Annotated in this window: 22 protein-coding genes; 13 read left to right on the top strand and 9 right to left on the bottom strand. The window is 71.6% G+C overall.

All coding sequences use genetic code 11. From position 1 onward, the window contains the following. Entirely contained in the window at nucleotides 1-1,005 is a 1,005-nt protein-coding gene (locus tag ABD120_RS11680; RefSeq protein WP_343949812.1) for a hypothetical protein, read from the bottom strand. 139 nt (nucleotides 1,006-1,144) lie between these two features. Here ABD120_RS11680 and ABD120_RS11675 point away from each other — a divergent pair, with 139 nt between their 5' ends. Next, the gene (locus tag ABD120_RS11675) at nucleotides 1,145-1,900 is read left to right on the top strand and encodes a helix-turn-helix transcriptional regulator (protein ID WP_343949811.1); all 756 of its coding nucleotides are present in this window, start codon (nucleotides 1,145-1,147) and stop codon (nucleotides 1,898-1,900) included. Between the two features lie 36 nt (nucleotides 1,901-1,936). On the opposite strand, the gene ABD120_RS11670 is transcribed toward ABD120_RS11675, so the two are convergent. Further along, nucleotides 1,937-2,539, bottom strand: coding sequence for a TetR/AcrR family transcriptional regulator (locus ABD120_RS11670; RefSeq protein WP_343949810.1), 603 nt, complete (start codon nucleotides 2,537-2,539; stop codon nucleotides 1,937-1,939). A gap of 68 nt (nucleotides 2,540-2,607) precedes the next feature. On the opposite strand from ABD120_RS11670, the gene ABD120_RS11665 reads away from it, so the two are divergent. Continuing rightward, nucleotides 2,608-3,819, top strand: a complete 1,212-nt coding sequence (locus ABD120_RS11665) for a cytochrome P450 (RefSeq protein ID WP_343949809.1) — start codon at nucleotides 2,608-2,610, stop codon at nucleotides 3,817-3,819. 21 nt (nucleotides 3,820-3,840) lie between these two features. Beyond that, the gene (locus ABD120_RS11660; protein WP_343949808.1) at nucleotides 3,841-4,737 is read left to right on the top strand and encodes an NADP-dependent oxidoreductase; all 897 of its coding nucleotides are present in this window, start codon (nucleotides 3,841-3,843) and stop codon (nucleotides 4,735-4,737) included. A gap of 59 nt (nucleotides 4,738-4,796) precedes the next feature. Here the strand turns inward: ABD120_RS11660 and ABD120_RS11655 are convergent, their stop codons facing one another. Continuing rightward, entirely contained in the window at nucleotides 4,797-5,681 is an 885-nt protein-coding gene (locus ABD120_RS11655) for a L,D-transpeptidase (RefSeq protein ID WP_343949807.1), read from the bottom strand. Nucleotides 5,682-5,790: 109 nt separating this feature from the next. Between ABD120_RS11655 and galE the strand changes: the two genes are divergently transcribed. Then, nucleotides 5,791-6,774, top strand: coding sequence for a UDP-glucose 4-epimerase GalE (gene galE, locus ABD120_RS11650; protein ID WP_343949806.1), 984 nt, complete (start codon nucleotides 5,791-5,793; stop codon nucleotides 6,772-6,774). Nucleotides 6,775-6,794: 20 nt separating this feature from the next. Here the strand turns inward: galE and ABD120_RS11645 are convergent, their stop codons facing one another. Further along, nucleotides 6,795-7,673: a hypothetical protein gene (locus ABD120_RS11645; protein ID WP_343949805.1), complete on the bottom strand. Its 879-nt coding sequence runs from the start codon at nucleotides 7,671-7,673 to the stop codon at nucleotides 6,795-6,797. A 281-nt stretch (nucleotides 7,674-7,954) separates the two neighbouring features. Between ABD120_RS11645 and sucC the strand changes: the two genes are divergently transcribed. From sucC to ABD120_RS11630, 3 genes are all read left to right on the top strand, one after another. Further along, nucleotides 7,955-9,136 carry an ADP-forming succinate--CoA ligase subunit beta gene (gene sucC / locus ABD120_RS11640; protein WP_343949804.1) on the top strand — a complete coding sequence of 394 codons (1,182 nt, stop codon included), beginning with the start codon at nucleotides 7,955-7,957 and terminating at the stop codon, nucleotides 9,134-9,136. Continuing rightward, entirely contained in the window at nucleotides 9,136-10,011 is an 876-nt protein-coding gene (sucD, locus tag ABD120_RS11635) for a succinate--CoA ligase subunit alpha (protein ID WP_343949803.1), read from the top strand. Before sucC ends, sucD begins: the two co-directional genes overlap by 1 nt. Nucleotides 10,012-10,569: 558 nt before the next feature. Then, nucleotides 10,570-12,186: a cell division protein PerM gene (locus ABD120_RS11630; protein ID WP_343949802.1), complete on the top strand. Its 1,617-nt coding sequence runs from the start codon at nucleotides 10,570-10,572 to the stop codon at nucleotides 12,184-12,186. 2 nt (nucleotides 12,187-12,188) lie between these two features. Here the strand turns inward: ABD120_RS11630 and ABD120_RS11625 are convergent, their stop codons facing one another. Continuing rightward, nucleotides 12,189-12,608: a hypothetical protein gene (locus ABD120_RS11625; RefSeq protein ID WP_343949801.1), complete on the bottom strand. Its 420-nt coding sequence runs from the start codon at nucleotides 12,606-12,608 to the stop codon at nucleotides 12,189-12,191. 78 nt (nucleotides 12,609-12,686) lie between these two features. Here ABD120_RS11625 and purN point away from each other — a divergent pair, with 78 nt between their 5' ends. The 3 genes from purN (at nucleotide 12,687) to ABD120_RS11610 (ending at nucleotide 15,120) form a co-directional block, all read left to right on the top strand. Further along, on the top strand, nucleotides 12,687-13,301 hold the full coding sequence (gene purN / locus ABD120_RS11620) for a phosphoribosylglycinamide formyltransferase (protein WP_343949800.1): 615 nt from the start codon (nucleotides 12,687-12,689) through the stop codon (nucleotides 13,299-13,301). Then, the gene (gene purH, locus ABD120_RS11615) at nucleotides 13,298-14,830 is read left to right on the top strand and encodes a bifunctional phosphoribosylaminoimidazolecarboxamide formyltransferase/IMP cyclohydrolase (RefSeq protein ID WP_343949799.1); all 1,533 of its coding nucleotides are present in this window, start codon (nucleotides 13,298-13,300) and stop codon (nucleotides 14,828-14,830) included. Before purN ends, purH begins: the two co-directional genes overlap by 4 nt. A gap of 122 nt (nucleotides 14,831-14,952) precedes the next feature. After that, nucleotides 14,953-15,120: a hypothetical protein gene (locus ABD120_RS11610; RefSeq protein WP_343949798.1), complete on the top strand. Its 168-nt coding sequence runs from the start codon at nucleotides 14,953-14,955 to the stop codon at nucleotides 15,118-15,120. On the opposite strand, the gene ABD120_RS11605 is transcribed toward ABD120_RS11610, so the two are convergent. Further along, nucleotides 15,089-16,006, bottom strand: a complete 918-nt coding sequence (locus ABD120_RS11605) for an ROK family protein (protein ID WP_343949797.1) — start codon at nucleotides 16,004-16,006, stop codon at nucleotides 15,089-15,091. The genes ABD120_RS11610 and ABD120_RS11605 overlap by 32 nt on opposite strands. A gap of 176 nt (nucleotides 16,007-16,182) precedes the next feature. On the opposite strand from ABD120_RS11605, the gene cyaB reads away from it, so the two are divergent. After that, a complete protein-coding gene (gene cyaB / locus ABD120_RS11600) occupies nucleotides 16,183-16,746 on the top strand; it encodes a class IV adenylate cyclase (protein ID WP_343949796.1) in 564 nt (187 codons plus the stop codon). A gap of 3 nt (nucleotides 16,747-16,749) precedes the next feature. On the opposite strand, the gene ABD120_RS11595 is transcribed toward cyaB, so the two are convergent. Further along, on the bottom strand, nucleotides 16,750-17,046 hold the full coding sequence (locus tag ABD120_RS11595) for a hypothetical protein (protein ID WP_343949795.1): 297 nt from the start codon (nucleotides 17,044-17,046) through the stop codon (nucleotides 16,750-16,752). 322 nt (nucleotides 17,047-17,368) lie between these two features. Between ABD120_RS11595 and ABD120_RS11590 the strand changes: the two genes are divergently transcribed. Next, the gene (locus ABD120_RS11590) at nucleotides 17,369-18,136 is read left to right on the top strand and encodes an NAD-dependent epimerase/dehydratase family protein (RefSeq protein WP_343949794.1); all 768 of its coding nucleotides are present in this window, start codon (nucleotides 17,369-17,371) and stop codon (nucleotides 18,134-18,136) included. Between the two features lie 8 nt (nucleotides 18,137-18,144). Further along, nucleotides 18,145-18,972 carry an SMP-30/gluconolactonase/LRE family protein gene (locus ABD120_RS11585; protein ID WP_343949793.1) on the top strand — a complete coding sequence of 276 codons (828 nt, stop codon included), beginning with the start codon at nucleotides 18,145-18,147 and terminating at the stop codon, nucleotides 18,970-18,972. Here the strand turns inward: ABD120_RS11585 and ABD120_RS11580 are convergent. Both ABD120_RS11580 and ABD120_RS11575 read right to left on the bottom strand, forming a co-directional pair. Next, nucleotides 18,969-19,826: a MurR/RpiR family transcriptional regulator gene (locus tag ABD120_RS11580; protein WP_343949792.1), complete on the bottom strand. Its 858-nt coding sequence runs from the start codon at nucleotides 19,824-19,826 to the stop codon at nucleotides 18,969-18,971. The genes ABD120_RS11585 and ABD120_RS11580 overlap by 4 nt on opposite strands. Next, on the bottom strand, nucleotides 19,823-21,262 hold the full coding sequence (locus ABD120_RS11575) for a glycoside hydrolase family 3 protein (RefSeq protein WP_343949791.1): 1,440 nt from the start codon (nucleotides 21,260-21,262) through the stop codon (nucleotides 19,823-19,825). The genes ABD120_RS11580 and ABD120_RS11575 overlap by 4 nt, the downstream gene beginning before the upstream one ends. Between the last annotated feature and the right edge of the window lie 37 nt (nucleotides 21,263-21,299).

Here is a 21,299-nt window from a genome sequence, read left to right as displayed (position 1 = left end):
TCACTCCTCCGGGGACCGGTGCCAGACGATGTAGGAGATCTTGAGTGGCGCGTCCGCCGCCGGGATGGCGGGGAACCGGATCGCGACCAGGTTGCCCTCGGCGGTCCGGGCGCAGGCCCAGTCGCCGGGTGCCCGTTCGCCGACCGCGACCTGGTCGTACCGGCGGGCTTTCAGCGCCCGCGCGCAGGCGGCGGGGCCGGGGTGCGCGTCCACGGGGGTGATCGGGTACCTGCCGCCACCGGCCGTCCACAGGGCGCGGTAGGGGCTGACGTACCAGAGGTCGCTCGCGGCCGGGTCGATCGTGCCGATGGCGCCCGACTCGACGTCGAGGTAGTCCTGGTCGCGCAGCGCCGCCTCGGCCTCGCGCAGGACCTCGCCGCCCGACGGCGAGGTCCGAGCAGTCGGGACGGCGGCCCCACGGGACGCGGTGGCACCACGGGACACGGTGGCGGTAGAGGACGGGGCAGGTGGCGGCGTCACCGAGGGCGAAGGCGAAAGAGGGGACGGCGTCACCGAGGGCGAAGGCGAAAGAGGGGACGGCGTCACCGAGGGCGAAGGCGAAAGAGGGGACGGCGTCACCGAAGGCGAAGACGGAAGAGGGGTCGCGGCTGCCGGGGGCGGGACGGGTGCCGCCTCCGCTCGGTAGTGCTCGATCATCGCGCCGGTCAGCCCGGAGCCGACCGCGATCAGCGCCACCATCACCCCGGCCCGCAGGCGTACGGGCCGGCCGTACAACTGGACGAGCCCGAGTGTCCCGGCGAGCACCGACAGCAGGCCCGCGACCAGGACCCCGTGCCGTGATTCCGTGGTGAGCAACTGGGCCAGCGCCGCCACGTCGGCCACCGAGCCGAGCCCCGCCAGCGCGGTGGCCCGCCGGACGGCTCCTCGGCCGGACCCGCCGTCCTGCTCCGCGTCCGGGGCGGAAGCCCCGGACCCACCGCTCTGCTCCGTGTCCGCTGCGGACGCCACGCGCCCGCCGCTCTGCCCCGCGTCCGTGGTCTCCACCGCCGGCCTCCGTGAATATCCGCCACTTACGGCGGACAAAAGCGTCGCAGGACACCCTCCGAATCCGATATACGAAGAAGTTCGTAGTGCCTTTCCCCGGCGGTTCATGGTGTGCCGGAGAACGGGGAACACTTTCGCCATGACGGCTTTATCCGGGCAGGACGCCAGGCGCCTGCACGACCTCGCGATGGCGATCCTCACCGAGCGCGAGCCGGTACGCGTATGGCCGCTGCTCATGGACAGGTTGACCACCGACCTGCCCGTCGACCTCGCCGTCCTCATCGACCTCGACTGGAAGGCCGGCACCGGCCACGCTCAGACCGGCTCACCCGACTGGCTGTACGAGGCCCCGCTCGACGCCCTGATCCACGCTCACATGCGCGCCCATCCGCTGTTGCGCCATTACGCGCACACCGCCGACCGCACCCCGCTGACCATGGACGAGATGGCCGACGACGGGTGGTGGAAGAGCGAGGCCTACCACGCGGGCAAGGCGGCCATCGGGATCGACCGCCAGCTCGCGCTGCCGCTGAACTCCCGTCCCGGGCAGATCAGGGGCGTCATCATGAGCCGCAGCGGCCGGGGATTCACCGACCGGGACCTCGAATACGCGGATCTGGCCCGCTCCCTGCTCGACACCGTGGCCGCGCACGAGAAGGCGGTGTTCGGCCTGCCGCAACTCGCCGACCCGGCCGAATACGCGATAACGCCCCGCGAGATGTCGGTCCTGGCGCTCCTGGACGAAGGGCTGACCGCGCACGCCATCGGCAGCAGGCTCCGGATCACGGAGAGGACCGCGATCAAACACAAGGAGAACCTCTACCGCAAACTCCGCGTCCACGATCGCGTGACCGCGCTCAAGAAGGCCCGCGCGCTCGGCCTGCTTCCGGGCTGACGCCCCGGGCCGGGCGGCGCGGGAGAACCGCGGGCGCTAGTCGACCAGGCTGTCGAGGAGCAGGTTGATGGCCTGCTTGTACTCGGCCAGGACCCGGGGTCGCTCGGGTTCGCTGCTCTCCGCGAGGGCCTGGCCCGCCCCGCAGAGCAGGTGGAAGACGAGGTTCGCCATCGGCTCCACCGGCATCGGCTTCAGCCGTCCGGCGGCGATCAGCCCCTCGAAGAGGTTCGCGACCACGCCGTGCCCGTACTTCACCTGGAGGTCGTTCCAACGCCGCCAGCCCAGGGCGAGCGGCGCCTCGATCCACACCACCCGGCCGTAGACGGGGTCGCAGCAGCGGTCGAGGAAGACGTCCAGCGCGACCATGCTCGCCTCCCACGCGTCGGCGGCGGGTGAGGTCTGCTCGGCGATGCGACCCATCGTCTCGGCCTCCAACCGCTCGACCACGGCCTCGAACAGGGCGGCCTTGCTCGGGTAGTGGTGGTACACGGCCCCCCGGCTGGCGTGGATGTCTGCCGCGACGTCCTCAAGTGAGGTCTTGGCGAAACCGTGTGCGGCGAATCTGCGGGTGGCCGCGTCGAGCAGCGCGGCCTTCGTGGCCTGGGAGTACTGCTCGCGCCGGCTCTGGGTCGTTGACATAGCACGAGAATACGACATACGTTGCGTATGTAACATACGCAGCGTATGTGAATTTCAGGGAGGATCCCTTGACCGACACGGGGCTTCTGTTCGACCCCCTCGACCCCGCGTACATCGCCGACCCCTACCCGGCGTACCAGCGGGTCAGGACGGTGGACCCGATCCACGAGCACCCCTACGGGTTCTGGTTCGTGTCCGGCTACGACGACGTCTCCGCGATCCTTCGCGCGGCGATGTCCGTTAACGACCGGCTGCTTGAGGACGGGCTGGTCCGCCAGCAGTTCGACGACCTCGATGAGGGCGACGGGCGCGTGCTCGCCCTGACCATGCTCGACCGCGACCCGCCCGACCACACCCGGCTGCGCTCTCTGGTCTCGAAGGCCTTCACCCCGCGTAAGATCGCCGAACTCGAACCCGAGATCGTCACGCTGGTGGACCAGGCGCTCGACCGGATGGCGGAAGCGGGCCGTACCGACCTGGTCGAGACGCTCGCCTTCCCGCTGCCGTTCGAGGTGATCTCGGCCATGCTCGGCATGCCGTCCACCGACCGCGACCGCGTGCGCGACCTCAGCGGAACGCTGGTGCTCTCACTGGAGGCCGCCACCGACGCCGAGACCGCCAAGCTGATCACCGCGGCGAGCACGGAGCTGGTCGGCCTCGTCAGGCAGCTCATCGAGCGCAAGCGGGCCGAGCCCGGCGACGACCTGCTCACCGCGCTCATCGCGGCCGAGTCGGACGGCGACCGGCTCACCGACGACGAGCTCATCGCCCAGGTCGTGCTTCTGTACGTCGCGGGACACGAGACCACCGTCAACCTGATCGCCAACGGCGTCACCGCGCTGCTGCGCCACCCCGACCAGCTGGCGCTGCTGCGCGAGCGGCCGGAGCTGACGGCCAACGCCGTCGAGGAGATGCTGCGCTACGACAGCCCGGTGCAGATGAGCCGGCGGATCACGGTGGAGCCGTACCAGGTGGGGGACCGGGTGATTCCGAAGGGCGCGTTCGTGCTCGCCGCGCTGGGCTCGGCCAACCACGACGAACGGTACTGGGGGGCCGACGCGGGCGAGTTCCGCATCGACCGGGAGAACGCCCGCCACCACGTCTCCTTCGGCGCGGGCCACCACCATTGCCTGGGCGCGGCTCTCGCCAGGCTGGAAGGTAAGATCGCGATCGAGCGGCTGGTGAGCCGCTTCCCACGGCTGGCCCTCGCGGGCGAGCCGACCGGGAACGGCCGTAGCAATCTGCGCGGCCTGGCCAGCGTGCCGATCTCGGTGGGGTAGCCGCACGATCCAGGGGGGCACATGAAGGCGGTCAGGATCCACGAGCTCGACGGCGACCTCCGCTACGAGGACGCGCCCGAGCCCGTGCCCGGGACAGGGGACGTCGTGGTCAGGGTCCACGCGGCCGGTTTCGTGCCGGACGAGCTCACCTGGCCCAGCAAGCGGGTCGACCGCGCCGGTCGCGACCGCACGCCCGCCGTCCCCGCGCACGAACTCGCCGGGGTCGTGACCTCCCTCTCCTACGGTACGGCGGGGCTCGCCGTCGGCGACCGGGTCTTCGGCCTGACCGACTTCCACCGTGACGGCGCCGCCGCCGAGTACATCGCGGTCGAGGCCCGCAACCTGGCGCGGATCCCGGAAGGCGTGGACTTCGCGCAGGCGGCCGCGCTGCCGCTGGCGGGCCTGACGGCGCTGCAGGGGCTGTTCACACACGGCGGGCTGCGCGCCGGGCAGACGGTGATGATCCACGGGGCGGCGGGCGGCACCGGGTCGCTGGCCGTACAACTGGCGAAGAACGCCGGGGCGACGGTGATCGGCACGGGCCGCGCCGCCGCCCGCGCGCTGGCGCTGGACCTGGGCGCGGACACCTTCGTCGAACTCGGGCGCGACGAACTGCCCGGTCAGGTGGACCTGGTGTTCGACACGGTCGGCGGTGAGGTGCTCGAACGCTCGGCGGCGGCCGTGAAGCCGGGCGGTGTCCTGGTGTCCATCACCGCGCCGCCGCCCGTCGTGCCGCAGGACGGCAGGGCGGTGTTCTTCATCGTCGAGTCCGACCGCGCGCAGCTGGGCGAACTCGCCGCGCTGGCCGGGCAGGGGCGGCTCAGGGCGCATGTGGGTGCGGTGTTCCCGCTGTCGAAGACGGCCGAGGCGTTCACCTCGAAGCGCCACACGCCGGGCAAGACCATCCTGGAGCCCTAGAACGACGCCGCCCCCTCGGCCCGGGGAAGGGGGCAAGGGGGCGGTGCTGCGGGGCGGGCTCAGCCGGTGAGGGCCGAGCCCTTCTTCCATTCGGTCCAGTTGAGCTGCCAGTAGCTCCAGCCGTTGTTCCAGTCCAGCTTGCGCTTGGTGCCGGTGATCTTGATCACGTCGCCCCGCTGGCTGATCTGGTAGAACCACTTGGCCCCGGCGGGCGTGGCCCGCACGCAGCCGTGGCTCTGGTTGCTGCGGCCGAGGAACTGGTAGGCCCCGTTGCTCTGGTGCACGTACTCGCCCGTGTCGGAGATCCGGACCGCCCACGGGATCTGCAGGTCGTAGTACGCCGGATCCTTGGGGTCGGTCACCCCCATCCACGACGAGGTCATGCGCTCGACCGGCTTCTTGCCCATGGCCAGGTGCACGCCGCTGGTCGTCAGGTAGACGTCCACGCCGTTCTTGACCAGGCCGCCGCTGCCCGCGCTGATCGGGATCCGCTTGACCAGCTTGCCGTTGCGGGTGACCTTCATGACGTGCTTGCGCGTGTCGACCACGGAGACGTTGGCCGGGCCGACCGCGAAGCGGCGGGTGACGTCCTTGACGCCGGTGTTGCCGTTGAGCTCGCTCAGCCGGGCGGTGAAGGAGACCTTCTGGTACGGCTTCCAGTAGTGCTTGGTGCGGTAGATCGCCTTGTTGTCGGAGACCCACCGCCACGCGCCCTCGACGGGACGCTCCGACTCGACCTCCAGCAGCGACTCGACGGCCGCCTTGTTCACGACACCTCGGCTGAAGGTGACGATGATCGGGAAGCCGACCCCCACCTTCTCCTTGTGCGCGCCCTCCGGGGTGATGTCGGCGATTTCCAGCTTCTTCGGTGCTGGGGCGGCCTGCGCCGGTGAAGGCGCCGCCAGCATGGCGGCCGCCAGTGCGGCCGCGGCTATGAGTCTCACTTCGCTCCTTGTGTGTTCCCCATGTGAGACAACCGACAGGGCGATTTGGTGGGGCCTGAGACGATAACGATCATGCAACGGTCCCGTGCGGGCGGATAGGGTGCGGGCTGTGAAGGTACTGATCAGCGGTGGAGCGGGATACATCGGTAGTACGGTCGCCTCGGCCTGCCTGGATGCCGGGATCACCCCGGTCGTCCTCGACAGCCTGGTGACCGGGCGCAGGGAGTTCGCCGAGGGGCGGGCCTTCTACGAGGGCGACATCGCCGACGGCGCGCTCGTCGACCGGATCTTCGCCGAGCATCCCGACGTCGCGGCCGTCGTCCACTGCGCCGCGCTGATCGTGGTGCCGGACTCCGTCGCCGACCCCGTCGGCTACTACCGGGCCAACGTCGCCAAGAGCCTCGACTTCATCGGCCACCTGCTGCGCAACGGCTGCGGCCGGATGATCTTCAGCTCGTCGGCCTCGATCTACCGGGCGGGCGCCGACTTCACCGTCGACGAGGACTCCCCGCTCGACCCGCAGAGCCCGTACGCGCGGACCAAGGCGCACTGCGAGGGCATGTTCGCCGACATCGCCGCCACCCGGCCCGTCGAGGTGCTGTCGCTGCGTTACTTCAACCCGATCGGCGCCGACCCGGCCATGCGCACCGGCCTGCAACTGCGGCGGCCGAGCCACGCGCTCGGCAAGCTCATCGAGGCGTACGACGAGGGGACGCCGTTCCAGATCACCGGCACTGATTACCCGACGCGCGACGGCTCGGGCATCCGCGACTACATCCACGTCTGGGACCTCGCCGCCGCCCACGTCGCCGCGCTCGAACGCTTCGACGAGGTGGTCGGCGAGGCCACCGTGATCAACCTGGGCACCGGCAGGGGCACCACCGTGCGCGAGCTGGCCGACGCCTTCAACACCGTGGTCGACCGGCCGGTCGAGGTCGTCGAGACCGGCCCCAGGCCCGGTGACGTGGCCGGGGCGTTCACGACGACCGGCCGGGCCGAGCGCCTGCTGGGCTGGAAGGCCGCCTATTCGGTCACCGAGGGCATCCGCCACTCGCTGGAGTGGGCGGCCGTCCGCGACACGCGCCTGGGCTGAGGTAGCCCCTCAGCGGGAGGTCACTTGCCGAGCAGCGCCTCGACCTGGTCGCCGGACAGGATCGGCCCGTCGGGGAGCTCGGGGGTGTCCGTGCCCTCGTCCTTGAACTTCGTCGTCACCTGGTCGGCGGGCGGCGCCTGGATGTCGACCGGGGTGCCCCAGTCGGTGAACCGGGTGTCGGAGGTCAGCGTGTCCTTGCCGGGCTTGCCACCCAGGATCGTGCTCGCGGAAATCGACGTGACCACGCGACTCGGCAGGCCCTTGGCGTCGAGCGTGAGCCGCCACTTGATCACGGACTTGAGCGTTTTCGCGTCCATCTTCGCACCGGGGAACACGTTGCCGCGAGCCCACGGCGAGTTCTTGTACAGCTCACGGTAGGTGATGGCGCCCGCGTAGCCGTCCTTGGTCGCCTTGCCGGTCTTGAGCAGCGCCTGGAGCGTGGCCGGCTCGACCGGGTTGACGGGCTGGGCGAAGTTGCCCACGACGCCGCCCGCAGGACCGTTGGGCAGCTTGTACCAGGTCTTGCCCTCCTCAAGCCTGCCGCTGAGGACGCCGCCGGAGAGGTAGGCTGTGCGGCCCACGCGGATCGTTCGTTCGGGCTCCCCCAGCCCGAACTGCTCCTTCTCCTCGCGAGCCTGATCGGGGAAGAGCGTGCCCGACATGTCGGAGGCGGTGATTCCGGACGTGCCGAACTCGTAAGCGCCCGTGCGGCGGGCGAGGTATTCCTTGTTGCCCTTGACCTGAAGCGTCACCCGGTCGATGAACTTCACCCCGGTGTCGGGGCGGAACTGCTGCTTCAGGGTGGCGATCGGGTCCTTGGGAGTCGCCGCCTGGGCGGGAGCGGCGGCCATGGAGACGGCCGCCGTGGAGATGGCTAAGCCAGCGAGAATTCGATTCATGACGAGAAATCATGACATTTGCCAGTCATGGAGAAATGTCAATGTGTGATGCTGGTGAAGAATGTTCTCCAATTGTGAACCTGGGGCGGGTGTGCTCCGGCCGCCGCCGCTCCCAGGGGGACATTCAGGGTGAGATCACCGTCACATCACAGGATTCGCGTGACCCGACGACCTGGGCAGGTCAAGCTTGGGACTAGGCTTCGTTGGCGGAAAACGCCCGGCACGCACTGGGGTGGCCCGGGGCGTCGGACATTCAGTCGGAACAGCAAGGACGGACCCTCGTGGACCTGTTCGAACATCAGGCGAAGGAGCTCTTCGCAGACTACGGCATCCCGGTGCCGCGCGGCCTCGTCGCCCGCACCGTGGAGGAGGCGCGGTCCGCTGCCGAGCAGCTGACCGGTCGTGTCGTGGTCAAGGCCCAGGTGAAGACCGGAGGGCGCGGCAAGGCGGGCGGTGTCAAGGTTGCCGACGACGCGGCCGACGCGGCCGTGAAGGCCGAGGCGATCCTGGGCATGGACATCAAGGGCCACACGGTCCACAAGGTGCTTGTGGAGGAGGCCAGCGCGATCGCGGAGGAGTACTACTTCTCCTTCCTGCTCGACCGCGCGAACCGTACCTTCCTCGCGATCTGCTCCGCCGCCGGCGGAATGGACATCGAGGAGGTCGCGCACAGCACCCCCGAGAAGGTCGCCAAGGTGCCGATCTCGGCGATCACCGGCGTCGACCGCCGCTTCGCCCGCGAGATCGCGATCATGGGCGGCCTGCCGGAGAAGTCGCTCGACGGCGCCGCCGAGCTCATCGAGAAGCTCTGGTGCGCCTTCGTCGACGAGGACGCCACGCTCGTCGAGGTCAACCCGATGATCCTGTCGGCCGACGGCGAGGTCAAGGCGCTCGACGGCAAGGTCTCCTTCGACGACAACGCCGCCTTCCGCCAGAAGGAGCACGAGGCGTACGCCGACAAGGCGGCGGAGGACCCCCTTGAGGCCAAGGCCAAGGAGAAGGACCTCAACTACGTGAAGCTCGACGGCGACGTCGGCATCATCGGCAACGGCGCCGGGCTGGTCATGTCCACGCTCGACGTGGTCGCCTACGCGGGCGAGAACCTCCCGGGCAAGCCGTCGCCGGCCAACTTCCTCGACATCGGCGGCGGCGCGTCCGCCGAGGTCATGGCGGCGGGCCTGGAGATCATCATGTCCGACCCGGCCGTGAAGTCGATCTTCGTGAACGTCTTCGGCGGCATCACCGCCTGCGACGCCGTCGCCAACGGCATCGTCGCGGCGTTCAAGCTCCTGGAGGAGCGCGGCGAGTCGGTGACGCACCCGCTGGTGGTCCGCCTCGACGGCAACAACGCCGCCCTCGGACGGCAGATCCTCCACGACGCCCGGCTCAAGGGCGTCGAACTGGTCGACACGATGGACGACGCGGCCAAGCGCGCCGCCGAGCTCGCTGCGGTAGGTGCGTAATGGCTATCTGGCTGAACGAGAACAGCAAGATCATCGTCCAGGGCATGACCGGAGGCGAGGGCACCAAGCACGCCAAGCGCATGCTCGCCTCGGGCGCCAAGGTGGTCGGCGGCGTCAACGCCCGCAAGGCCGGCACCACCCACCTCGACCTGCCGGTGTTCGGCACGGTCCGCGAGGCCATGGCGCAGACCGGCGCCGACGTGTCGGTCGTCTTCGTGCCGCCGGCGTTCACCAAGGACGCCGTCAAGGAGGCCATCGACGCGGAGATCCCGCTCTGCGTCGTGATCACCGAGGGCGTGCCGGTCCACGACTCGACCGAGTTCTGGGCGTACGCGGTGGCCAAGGGCAACAAGACCCGCATCATCGGCCCCAACTGCCCCGGCATCGCCTCGCCCGGCGCCTCCAACGCCGGCATCATCCCGGCCGACATCACCCCGAAGGGGCGCATCGGCCTGGTGTCGAAGTCGGGCACGCTGACTTACCAGCTCATGTACGAGCTGCGCGACTTCGGCTTCTCCTCGTGCGTCGGCATCGGCGGCGACCCGGTCATCGGCACCACGCACATCGACGCGCTCCAGGCGTTCCAGGACGACCCGGAGACCGACGCGATCGTGATGATCGGCGAGATCGGCGGCGACGCCGAGGAGCGTGCCGCGGCCTACATCGAGCAGCACGTGACCAAGCCGGTCGTGGCCTACGTGGCGGGCTTCACGGCCCCCGAGGGCAAGACGATGGGGCACGCGGGCGCGATCGTGTCCGGCTCCGCGGGCACCGCCCAGGCCAAGAAGGAGGCCCTGGAGAAGGTAGGAGTCCGCGTCGGCAAGACGCCGTCGGAGACCGCGCGCCTCATGCGCGAGGTCATGCAGGCCCGCTGACCGGCCTGCTTTCCAGGAGGCCCCCGCCGCTCTCGGCGGGGGCCTCCTGCCTTCAATCCAAACCCTCCATCCGTTACGGCCAGGCCGCCGCCACGCCCAGCCGCCGCCCCGGGCCGACGGCCTCACCCACGCCAAACGCCGCCCACCTCCCCGCCGTGACGCCGCCCTGTGACGCCCCTCCCACGGCCTCGCGGATCCGCCGTCAGGAGCCTTTCCGGCCCGCGCTCCCACAGACCGCACCACCCCTGCGCGCTTGAGGACCCGTCTGGCCGTACTGACAGGACCTGGCCTCGTCGCCCCGGCGGACGCGGCCCCCACCGTGGGAGGGGCGTAACAGGCGGCGTCACGGTGGGTCGTGGGGTGGCGCTTGGCGTGGGTGAGGCCGCCGGCGCAGGTCGGCGGGTGGGCGTGGCGGCGGCTGGGCCGTAACGGATGGGTGCTCCCCCGGAACGGGGGAGATCAAGGACAGCGGCGAATACCACCAAGCTGGGATCCCGGATGGGGCGAGGCGGCGCGCCGATGGGGCAGGTTGGGGAAAGTGGAGGAAAATAGACTCCCGTGACGGCGCTACTCGACCAGCTGAAGACGGCACCCCGTTCCGTCCTCGGCAAACTCCCCGGGGTCAACGGCGACGACGACGATTCCAGGCGGCCGCTGCCGGTGTCCGGCATGCTCGCCGCCGCCTGCACGCTGGGCGTCGGCCTCGCGGTCCTCACCACACTCACCCTCGTCGGCTGGATGGCCGCCCCGCGCGGCGCGCTCGGCCAGGGCCTGCCCGCCGTGTTCCGCACGGCCGCGCAACTGTGGCTGGCCGCCCACCAGACCGGCTTCGCCATCCCCGGCGGACACGTCGGGCTGCTGCCGCTCGGCCTGATGGTCCTGCCGGCCTTCCTGCTCTACCGCGCGGGCCGCTGGATGGCTCGCGACGCCGATCTGCGGGTGCGGCTGCCTGAACGCCTGCCCAAGAACAGCCCCCGTGAGAAGGCCAACGCCCGCCGCCGCGCCCAGCTCCTGCTGGTGGTCCAGGCGGGGGTCTCGCTCGCGGCCCCGTACGCGCTGCTGGCGGGCCTGATCGCGCTGGTGGCGCAGAACGACGTCACCCAGCCGTTCATCGGCGACGCGCTGCTCAGCCACTTCCTGCTGGCCTTCCTGGTGGGCGCGCTGGCGACCGCGCGCACGATCGGCTCGTGGGCGACGATGCTGCGGCTGCTGCCCGAGCGGGTGCGCGCGCTGACCGTCGGCACGGCGGTGGCGACGCTGATCATGCTGGCGGGCGGCCTGATCATGGTGCTGGCCGCCGTCGTGTTCAACCTCGGCGAGGTGCGGGCGCTGTCCTCGCAGCTCTCGACCGGGTTCGTCGGCGGTGTGCTGCTGTTCCTCCTGCAAGGGCTGTACCTCCCCAACGCCGTCATCTGGGGGATGTCGTACATCTCCGGACCGGGGTTCGCGTTCGGCACCGGCACCCTGATCGCGCCCACCGGCGTCCAGATGGGCATGGTGCCCAGCCTGCCGCTCCTGGGCGCGCTGCCCGACAGCGGCCCGGTGCCGTCGGTGATGATGGCCGTCGTGGCGCTGCCGTTCGCGGCGGGCGCCGTCGCCGGGGTGATGGTGGCCAGGATCGCGCCGTCGCACTCCTACGAGGCGGCGCCGCTGTGGGGGTTCTTCTCCGGCGTGTGCACGGGGCTGCTGGCCGGGGTACTGGCCGGATTGTCCGGCGGGCCGCTGCGCGGCGGCCGGCTCTCGGTCGTCGGGCCCTCCGTCTGGGAGGTCGCGCTCTCGGTGGCGCTGGAGGTCGGCGTCGCCGCCGGGATCTCCGCCGGACTCGCCAACTGGCTGCTGCTCAGCCGGAAGGCCCGCGCCCCGCTCGACCGGGCCGCCGCCCCGGTGCGCAAGGTCGGTGCGGCGCTGTCACGCGCGGCGGGCCGCGTGGGTCTCGCCGAGTCCGACGCGCGGCCGCTGCCCGGCCACTGGATGGACGCCACCGAGGCCGACACCCAGCCGATCCCGGTGATCCGCGACGACTGGCAGGACGAGCACGCCTCCGCCGCAGGTCCGGACACGGCACCGCACGTACGGCCGCCCGCACCGCCGCCGCGCAAGGACATCGTCGACGAGTCGGACGACCGGGGCGGCCACGTGATCTACGTCGATCCGTACGCCTGGGACCGCGACTGACCTCAGGGCTGGACGGACCCGAGCATCTCCACCACCTCGGGCGGCAGCTTCTTGGCCGCCGCGCTCTCGAACTGCGTGAAGCAGTCGCCCTGCGCCGACACGGTGCCCGCGCTCTCCATGCACGTCTGGTAGGCGGAGTACTCGTCCATCAGGTACAGCTGCATTCCCGAGGTCATCGCCGACAGCACGATCGCCAGCGCCGCGACCGCGATGCCGCCCGCCGCCACCCCCGTGGAACCGCCCGCCTCGCGCAGCCTGGGCAGCGCGCGCACGCCGGACACGAGGGCGAAAACGCCCATCACCAGCCCGGCGAGCGGCAGCATGAACGTCATGGCCAGCGCCGCGATCGACAGCCAGATCGCGCGGCGACCTGCTGACTCTGCGGGCGGCCGCCCTGACGGCGCCTGCACCGGTGTCGACACCTGACCTCCTCTGCGTCGCCGGGCGAGTGAGCAGATACGCTGTCAGCCCCACCCCGGCTTCCCCGAATTGGAGTGCGCGTGTCTAAGGCTGGGCGGCTCGTCGTCCTCGTCTCCGGCTCTGGAACCAACCTACAGGCCCTGCTGGACGCTTCCGCCGACCCGTCGTACGGTGCCCGGGTGGTGGCCGTGGGCGCCGACCGCGACGGCATCGAGGGTCTGGACCGCGCGCGGCGGTCGGATGTCCCGATTTTCGTGGAACGTCTGAAGGACTATCCGACCAGGGAGTCCTGGGATCTCGCCATCGCGCGGAAAATCGCGGACCATGAGCCTGACCTCGTCGTGTCCGCAGGCTTCATGAAGATCTTGGGCGCACCGACCCTGGAGGCGTTCCCGGTGCTCAACACCCATCCCGCGCTGCTGCCGTCCTTCCCCGGCGCCCACGGTGTGCGCGACGCGCTCGCCTATGGCGTGAAGGTGACCGGCTGCACGGTGATGCTGGCGGACGCCGGGGTCGACACCGGGCCGATCCTGGCGCAGGAGACCGTCCTCGTGCGCCAGGACGACGACGAGTCGTCGCTGCACGAGCGCATCAAGTCCGTCGAACGCGGGCTGCTCGTCGAAACCGTGGGCCGTATGGTCCGAGAGGGCTGGACCGTCAACGGGCGGACAGTGATCATTGGAGGGGCAAGTTGACAAGTATCGCTATCAAGCGGGCGCTGATCGCGGTATATGACAAATCGGGGCTTGAGGAGCTTGCGAGGCGACTCGACGCCGCCGGGGTCGAGATCGTCTCCACGGGCGGCACCGCCGCCGCCATCGCCTCCTACGGCATCGCGGTCACCAAGGTCGAGCAGCTCACCGGCTTCCCCGAATGTCTCGACGGGCGGGTCAAGACCCTGCACCCCCGCGTCCACGCCGGGCTGCTCGCCGATCTCACCAAGCCCCACCACATCGCCCAGCTCGACGAGCTGGAGATCGATCCGTTCCAGCTCGTGGTCGTCAACCTCTACCCGTTCAAGGAGACCGTCGCCTCCGGGGCCTCGGACGCCGAGTGCGTCGAGCAGATCGACATCGGCGGGCCCGCGATGATCCGCGGCGCCGCCAAGAACCACGCCACCTGCGCCGTCGTCGTCGACCCCGAGGGCTACCCGGCCGTCCACGACGCCCTGGAGCAGGGCGGGTTCACCCTCGACCAGCGCAGGCGGCTGGCCGGGCGCGCCTACGCCCACACCGCCGCCTACGACGTGGCCGTGGCCAACTGGTTCTCCTCGGCGTACACGGGGGAGGACGACTTCCTCGGCGCCGCCTACGAGCGCACCGCCACCCTGCGCTACGGCGAGAACCCGCACCAGCGCGCCGCCCTCTACAGCGACGGCGGCGGCGGGCTCGCCGACGCCGAGCAGCTGCACGGCAAGGAGATGTCCTACAACAACTACCTCGACGCCGACGCCGCCTGGCGGGCCGCATGGGACTTCACCGAGCCGTGCGTCGCCATCATCAAGCACCAGAACCCGTGCGGCATCGCCGTCGGCGCCGACGTGGCGGAGGCCCACCGCAAGGCGCACGCCTGCGACCCCGTCTCCGCCTACGGCGGCGTCATCGCGGTCAACGGCCCCGTCACGGCCGAGCTGGCCGAGCAGATCGCCGGGGTGTTCACCGAGGTGGTGGTCGCCCCCGCGTTCACCGACGCCGCCCTCGCCGTCCTGACCAGGAAGAAGAACCTCAGGCTGCTCGTCTGCCCGCAGGGCCCCGGCAACCCGGCCGAGTTCCGGCGGATCGACGGCGGGCTGCTCGTCCAGCAGGTGGACCGGGTCGACGCCGACGGCGACGCGCCCGCCGCCTGGGAGCTCAAGGCGGGGGAGCCGGTCTCGGCCGAGGTCCTCGCCGACCTGGAGTTCGCCTGGCGGGCCTGCCGCTCGGTCAAGTCCAACGCGATCCTGCTGGCCGCCGACCGCGCCACCGTCGGGGTCGGCATGGGCCAGGTCAACCGGGTCGACTCCTGCCGGCTCGCGGTCACCAGGGCGGGGGAGCGGGTGGCCGGTTCCGTGGCGGCCTCCGACGCGTTCTTCCCGTTCGCCGACGGGCTGGAGGTGCTCATCGCGGCCGGGGTGAAGGCGGTCGTCGAGCCCGGCGGGTCGATCCGCGACGACGAGGTGATCGCGGCGGCGAAGCAGGCGGGCATCTCCCTCTACTTCACCGGCACCCGCCACTTCTTCCACTAGCGCGCACGCGGGGATCCCCGGCGGGATCCCCGCTCGTGTCCGCCTGCCTGCGGCGTCGGCAGAACCGAACCGGGGCTACCCTGGGACGTCTCCGCCCGGCCGTACCCAGGGAGCCCCCACCCATGCTCGACGAACTCCTGCGCGTCTACGTGACCATGATGGACTTCGCCACCAGCCCAGTCGCCTTGGTCATACTCGGTCTGGCAGGGGCGTCGCTGGGGGCCAAGGCCGCCGAGACGATCCCGTTCACCCGCCGCATCATCGAGCGCCGGGCCGCGCAGCGCGACTAGCCGCCTGATTCCAGGCGAGCTTCGCCGCGCCCGCCAGCGCCGCCCGCACCCCGAGCGTGGTGGGCACCACCCGCACCGCCCTGACGAAGGCGAGCCCGGCCACCTCGTCCACCGCCCGCTCCAGCGGCTCGAACAGCACCCGGCCCGCACCCGCGACCCCGCCGCCGATGACGACGGTGTCCACTTCGGCCGCCGCCGCCACCGAGGCGATCATGGCTGCCAGGGCGCGTGCGCCGCGTTCGAAGGCGGCCAGCGCGGTCGGGTCGCCCCGGCCCGCGTCGGCGGCCAGCGCCCGCGCGTCGGGGCCGTGCCAGCCGTTCGCGACGGCCCAGCGGACCAGGTTGGGGCCGCTGGCGTACCGCTCGACGCAGCCGCGCCCGCCGCACTCGCAGGTCTCACCGTACGGATCGACGATCATGTGGCCGACGTGGCCCGCGTTGCCGAGCGGGCCGAGCAGCGGCCGGCCGTCGATCACCAGGCCGCCGCCGATGCCCGTGGAGACCACCACGCCGAGCAGTGAGCCGCTGCCGTCGCCCGCGCCAAGCCAGTGCTCGCCGAGGGCGAAGCACTGGGCGTCGCCCGCGAGGACCGTGGGCAGCCCCGTCAGCTCCCCGACCCGCTCGCGCAGCGGGAAACCGCGCCAGCTCGGCATGTTGACCGGGCTGACCGTACCCGCGAGGGCGTCCATGGGCCCCGCGCTGCCGATGCCGACGGCCACCGGCGGCGGCGCGTCCTCGGTCACGGTGGCGATGAGGGCCGTGAGGGCGTCCATGACGCCGGTCGGCGGGGTCGGCACGGTGGCGTCGCGCAGGACGGCGCCGTCACGGCCGACGAGGGCGGCGGCCAGTTTGGTGCCGCCGATGTCGACGGCGAGCACACAGCTCATCGGCGGAACAGGCGGAGCGGGCGGAGCGGGCGGCTGGATGCTGAGACCACGCGGTTCACTCCTCGGCCGAAGGTGCGCTGACGCCGTCACACTAGGCTCTCCACCCTTCGATGGCAACGTTGTCATCCGGCCGGAAACCGCCGCCGCGAACGCCGTTTCCTGGCATGCTGCCGGGCGTGGAGTACATCGAGGTCGAGCAGAAGTTCCGGCTCCTCAGCCCGGTCGAGGAGCTCAAGGCAGCCCTCGTCCGGCGCGGGGCCGTACCCGGGGCGCCCGCCCGCCAGGTCGACACCTACTTCAACGCCCCGCACCGCGACTTCCGCGACGACCCGGTCGTCAGCGAGTGGCTGCGCATCAGGCAGGAGGACGGCGGCGCCTCCCTGAACTTCAAGCGGTGGCACCCTCTGGAGGAACCGGTCAAGACCCACTGCGACGAGTACGAGAGCGCCGTCTCGGACGCCGAGGCGGTCAGGCGGGTGCTCGCGGCCCTCGACTTCACCGAGCTGACGGTCGTCGACAAGATCCGCGAGGAGTGGCATCTGGACGGCGTCGCGGTGGCCTTCGACCGGGTGGCCGGGCACGGCGACTTCGTGGAGTTCGAGTTCAAGGGCGAGGCGGCCGGTGTCGAGGAGGCGACGGCGGCGATCACGGCGTTCGTCGGCGGGCTCGGCATCGAACTCGGCGAGCGTGTCAACGTCGGTTACCCCCACCTCACCCTGGGGTTCCGGCCGGAGGTGTGAGTGTCAGGGCGCGGCGCAGGAGGGGCAGGGTGCGGAGACGATGGAGCGCCGCACCTCGTCCACCCGCACGACCTCGCGACCGCCCAGGCAGAAGCGGCACAGCCCGTGCTGAGCCAGGTCGGGGTCGTTCCAGCGCGGGTCGGCCCAGATCGGCAGCAGCGGCGGCGGCGACTCGGGACTCCAGCGCGGGGGGCCGTCGTGCCCCTTGCCATGGCAGGACTGGCAGGCCAGGGCCATGCCCGCGACCCACTCCACGAGGGTCCCGCCGCATTCGGGGCAGATGGCCGGGTCAGGCGTCAACCCAACCGCTTCCTTCGCATGCCCGGCAGTTCGCCCATGTGCGTTCCTGCCCCTTCTCGCCGTTGAGTTCTTCCCAGTTGCCACCCTCGCCGAAGCAGGCCCCGCACCGGGGGCGCTCCGGCTCCTCGTCCTGGTTCTTCCCCATACCGCCCGTCCTTCCAACTCGCTTTTTCTCCAAGGTACGGAGAATCGACGCAGGTCGCAGGCAGATCCTCAGGTCATGCACATCAGGGGAGGGAATGTCCGCCGCTGGACGATCTCCTATGCTTTCTGCCCTTTCGCCTATGGCGGCGTCTCGGCCGGGCCCGGTTGACTGCGGGGTATGTCCATTCTCGTCATCGGCGGCACCGGCAAGACCGGCCGCCGCGTCACCGACCGCCTGAAGGCCCGAGGCCACGACGTCCGGGTGGCCGCCCGCTCGACCGGCTTCCACTGGGACCGGCCGGACACCTGGGCGCCCCACCTGGCGGGCGCGCGGGCCGTCTACCTGGTCACGAACCCCCTGAGCACCGACACGTCGAAGGAGGTCGCCGACCTGCTCGGCCGTACGGAGGCCCGGGTGGTGCTGTTGTCGGCCCGCGACATCCACTCGCCCGCGGAGGCGCCGGTCCGCGAGCACACGGGCGGCTGGACGATCCTGCGCCCGACCTGGTTCGCGCAGAACTTCACCGAGGACCTGTTCGCCGGGTTCATGGAGAGGGGACGGCTGGCCCTGCCGACCGGCGAGGGCCGCGAGCCGTTCGTGGACCTGGCCGACGTCGCCGACGTGGCCGTGGAGGCGCTCACCGACCCCGGCCACGACGGGCGGGCCTACGACCTGTCCGGCCCCGAACTGCTGTCCTTCCGCGAGGCCGTCGCCCTGCTCGGGCGCGGCGTCGAGTACGAGCCGGTGACGGCGGAGGAGTTCAAGCGGGAGATCGCCGGGTTCGGTGAGGAGCTCGCGGAGTACACGGCGGGCCTGCTGGTGGACATCGCGAACGGCGCCAACGCCTACCTGAGCGACGGCGTCCAACAGGTGCTGGGCCGCGCGCCCGGCCGGTTCGCCGACTTCGTCGCCCGGGTGGACGCCGCCCGCACGGCTGGTGAATGATCGCCCGCATGCGTGAACTGACCGCCGAGGTGGCCGCACGGCCGGAGGCGCTGCTGGGCGAGGCCCCCCTGTGGGACGCCGCCCACGACTGTCTGGTGTGGACCGACATCCTCGCAGGCCGCGTGCACCTGACCTCCGGGCGCACCTACGAGGTCGGCACCGAGGTGGGGGCGGCCCTGCCCGCCGAGGGCGGCGGCTGGCTGCTGGCGGTCCGCGACGGGTTCGCGACCCTGGACGAGGACGGCACGCTCACCCCGCTGCTCGACTTCGTCCCCGCCGGAATGCGCTGCAACGACGCCAAGTGCGACCCGGCGGGCCGGGCCTGGGCGGGCACGGTCGCGCGAGGGGAGCAGCCGGTCACCGGCGGCCTCCACCGCCTCGACCCGGGCCCCGGCGTGACCAGGGTCCTCGACACCGGCCTGGCCAACGGGCTGGGCTGGTCGCCGGACGGCGGGACGATGTGGTTCGCCGACACGCTGACCGGAGTGATCACCGGCTACGGCTACGACGACGGCGAACTCGGGCCCGTTCGCGCGCGGCTGGCGATCGACCGCGAGGAGGGCTGGCCGGACGGCCTGTGCGTGGATGCCGACGGCTGCCTCTGGATCGGGCTGTGGGGTGCCGGTCAGGTGCGCCGCCACACGCCGGACGGGCGCCTCGACACGGTCGTGCGCGTCCCGGCCTCCCGGGTGACGAGCTGCGCCTTCGTCGGCTCGGCCCTGTACGTCACGACCGCCCGCGTCGGCCTGGCCGACCCGGGCCCGCTGGACGGTGCCCTGTTCGCCGTCGAGACCGCCACGCAGGCGCCGCCCGCGACCCCCTGGCGGCGTCTTTAGCGGACGCGGTACCTGTCGATGGCCTCCCTGGTGGCCCGGATCGCGGCGTCGGCCTGCTCGTAGGTGCGCTGCGCCAGCCCCACGAAGATCACATCGACGATGAGGAGCTGGCTGATGCGGCTGGCGAGGGCGCCCGGCCGGAAGGCCGTCTCCCGCCCGGCCGAGACCAGCGTGTGGTCGGACAGGCCCGCGAGCGACGAGCGCGGGTTGTTGGTGATCGCGACCACGTGCGCGCCGGACTCCTTGGCGGTGCGCGCGGGCACCAGCACGTCAGGGGTCTCGCCGCTGGTGCTGATGGCCACCACGACGTCGTCGGGCTTCAGTAGGGCGGCGCTGGTCAGGGCCAGGTGGGCGTCGCTGAACGGGTGGCTGGACAGGCCGATGCGCAGCAGCTTCTGCGACATGTCGGTGGCGACGAGACCGGAGGCGGCGACGCCGTACACGTCCACGCGGCGGGCGGCGGCGATGGCGGAGACGACCGCCCAGAGCTGGTCGGGGTCGAGCTGGGCGGCGGTGTCGGCGAGGGCGTCGGACTCCGCCCGCGCCACCTTGGCGATCACGTCGGTGAGCGGGTCGTCGGGGCCGAGGTCGCCGGGGACGAGCCGTTCGGGCTGCTTGGCGACGGCGGCGGCCAGCGAGAAGCGCATCTGCGAGTAGCCGGTGAACCCGAGCGCGCGGGCAGTGCGCACGATCGTCGCCTCGCTGGTGCCGGAGACGGCGCTGAACTCGGTGATGGTGCTGCGCACGACCAGGCCCGGATCATCGAGGATGATCCGGGCGATGGCCTGCGCGGCGGGGGTCAGGGAGGGGAGTACCGCGCGTACTGCCGCCACGGGGTTGGCGGGTTCGGTCATCCGCTTGCCTCTCGCGTCGTTGTGAGCCATTCGGCCGCCGCCTCGGCGGAGGCCCTGGAGATGCCGTGGGTGGAGACGAAGGTCGCGGCGGGCGCCGGGGCGGCGATGCCGGTGTCGACCACGATCACGTCCGGACGCGCCTGCACGGCCTGCGCGATCCGCTCGCGTACCCACGCGTGCCTGGCGGAGTCGTGGACCACGAGCACGAGCGGACGGTTCCGGTCGAGCTCCGGCAGACCGGACTCCGGCGCCATGGCGACCCGGGTGGTGCCGGGCAGCCGGGCGTCGAGCGCCGCCGTCAGCCCGGTGGGGGCGGTGCTGTCGACGGCCTGGTTGAGCCGGGTGTTGACCTCCACCACGACCGGCGCGGACACCAGGGTGGCGGTGCCGCTCGTGGTGAGCGCCGCGCGTGCGGCCTCCAGCCCGACGCCGGGCTCGAAGGCCGCCGCCGGGCGGCTCTGCTTGCCGTACCACTCGGCCAGGGACTGCACCCGCCCGGCGGCCTCGGCCAGCCGTTCCTCGGGCAGCGCGCCCGAGCGTACGGCGGCGACGACGGCGTCGCGCAGTTCGTGCAGCCCCCGCTCGTCGGTGATGCCGATGCAGACGGCGTCCACCCCGGCGGCCAGCGCCCGCACCGCGATCTCGCCGAGGGAGTGGCGCGCGGCCACGGCCTTCATCTCGATCGCGTCGGTGACCAGCAGGCCGTCGAAGCCGAGTTCGCCCCTGAGCAGGCCGGTCAGCACCGTACGGCTGAGCGTCGCCGGCTGGTCCGGGTCGAGCGCGGGCACCAGCAGGTGGCCGCACATGACGGCGCGGACCCCGGCGGCGATGGCGGCGCGGAACGGCGGCAGGTCGCGCGCCCGCAACGTGTCCACGTCGGCGTGGACGGTCGGGAGCGCGAGGTGGGAGTCGGTGATCGTGTCGCCGTGCCCGGGGAAGTGCTTGGCGCAGGCGGCGACCCCGGCGGCCTGGAGGCCGCGCACGTACGCGGCCGAGTGCCGGGCGACCAGGTCGGGGGTGGGCCCGAAGGAGCGGACGCCGATGACCGGGTTCTCCGGGTTGGCGTTGACGTCCACGGAGGGGGCGTAGTCGAGGGTGACGTCGGCGGCGGCGAGCAGGCGCCCGATCTGGTGGGCGACGCGCTCGGTGAGGTCCACGTCGTCCACGACGCCGAGGGCGCGGTTGCCGGGGAAGGAGCTGCCGGTGTGCGCCTCCAGGCGGGTGACGACGCCGCCCTCCTCGTCGACGGCGACGATCACGTCCGGGTTCTCGGCGCGGAGCTGGGGGACGAGGGTGTCGCTCGGGAGGTTGCGCGCGAAGAGCACCGCGCCGCCCAAGCCGTCGCCGAGGGCCCGGCGCAGCCAGTCGGGAGCCGTGGTGCCCTCGAACCCCGGCTGGAGGACGGCCAGGGCGAGTCGGCAGAGGTCAGTGCTCATACGGCATTTTCCTTCACAATCGTTGATCTGAAGGTAA

This window comes from Nonomuraea longicatena, assembly GCF_039525605.1.
GTDB classification, from domain to species: Bacteria; Actinomycetota; Actinomycetes; order Streptosporangiales; family Streptosporangiaceae; genus Nonomuraea; species Nonomuraea longicatena.
The sequence above is the reverse complement of the archived record's forward strand: the minus strand, read 5'-3'. Positions and strand labels throughout refer to the sequence as shown.

Bases quoted from the DNA above. Each gene is read 5' to 3' on its own strand.
- ABD120_RS11675 (WP_343949811.1), top strand. From the start codon at position 1,145: ATGACGGCTTTATCCGGGCAGGACGCCAGGCGCCTGCACGACCTCGCG.
- ABD120_RS11670 (WP_343949810.1), bottom strand. From the start codon at position 2,539: ATGTCAACGACCCAGAGCCGGCGCGAGCAGTACTCCCAGGCCACGAAG.
- ABD120_RS11660 (WP_343949808.1), top strand. From the start codon at position 3,841: ATGAAGGCGGTCAGGATCCACGAGCTCGACGGCGACCTCCGCTACGAG.
- ABD120_RS11645 (WP_343949805.1), bottom strand. From the start codon at position 7,673: ATGAATCGAATTCTCGCTGGCTTAGCCATCTCCACGGCGGCCGTCTCC.
- sucD (WP_343949803.1), top strand. From the start codon at position 9,136: ATGGCTATCTGGCTGAACGAGAACAGCAAGATCATCGTCCAGGGCATG.
- ABD120_RS11610 (WP_343949798.1), top strand. From the start codon at position 14,953: ATGCTCGACGAACTCCTGCGCGTCTACGTGACCATGATGGACTTCGCC.
- ABD120_RS11605 (WP_343949797.1), bottom strand. From the start codon at position 16,006: ATGAGCTGTGTGCTCGCCGTCGACATCGGCGGCACCAAACTGGCCGCC.
- ABD120_RS11590 (WP_343949794.1), top strand. From the start codon at position 17,369: ATGTCCATTCTCGTCATCGGCGGCACCGGCAAGACCGGCCGCCGCGTC.
- ABD120_RS11585 (WP_343949793.1), top strand. From the start codon at position 18,145: ATGCGTGAACTGACCGCCGAGGTGGCCGCACGGCCGGAGGCGCTGCTG.
- ABD120_RS11580 (WP_343949792.1), bottom strand. From the start codon at position 19,826: ATGACCGAACCCGCCAACCCCGTGGCGGCAGTACGCGCGGTACTCCCC.
- ABD120_RS11575 (WP_343949791.1), bottom strand. From the start codon at position 21,262: ATGAGCACTGACCTCTGCCGACTCGCCCTGGCCGTCCTCCAGCCGGGG.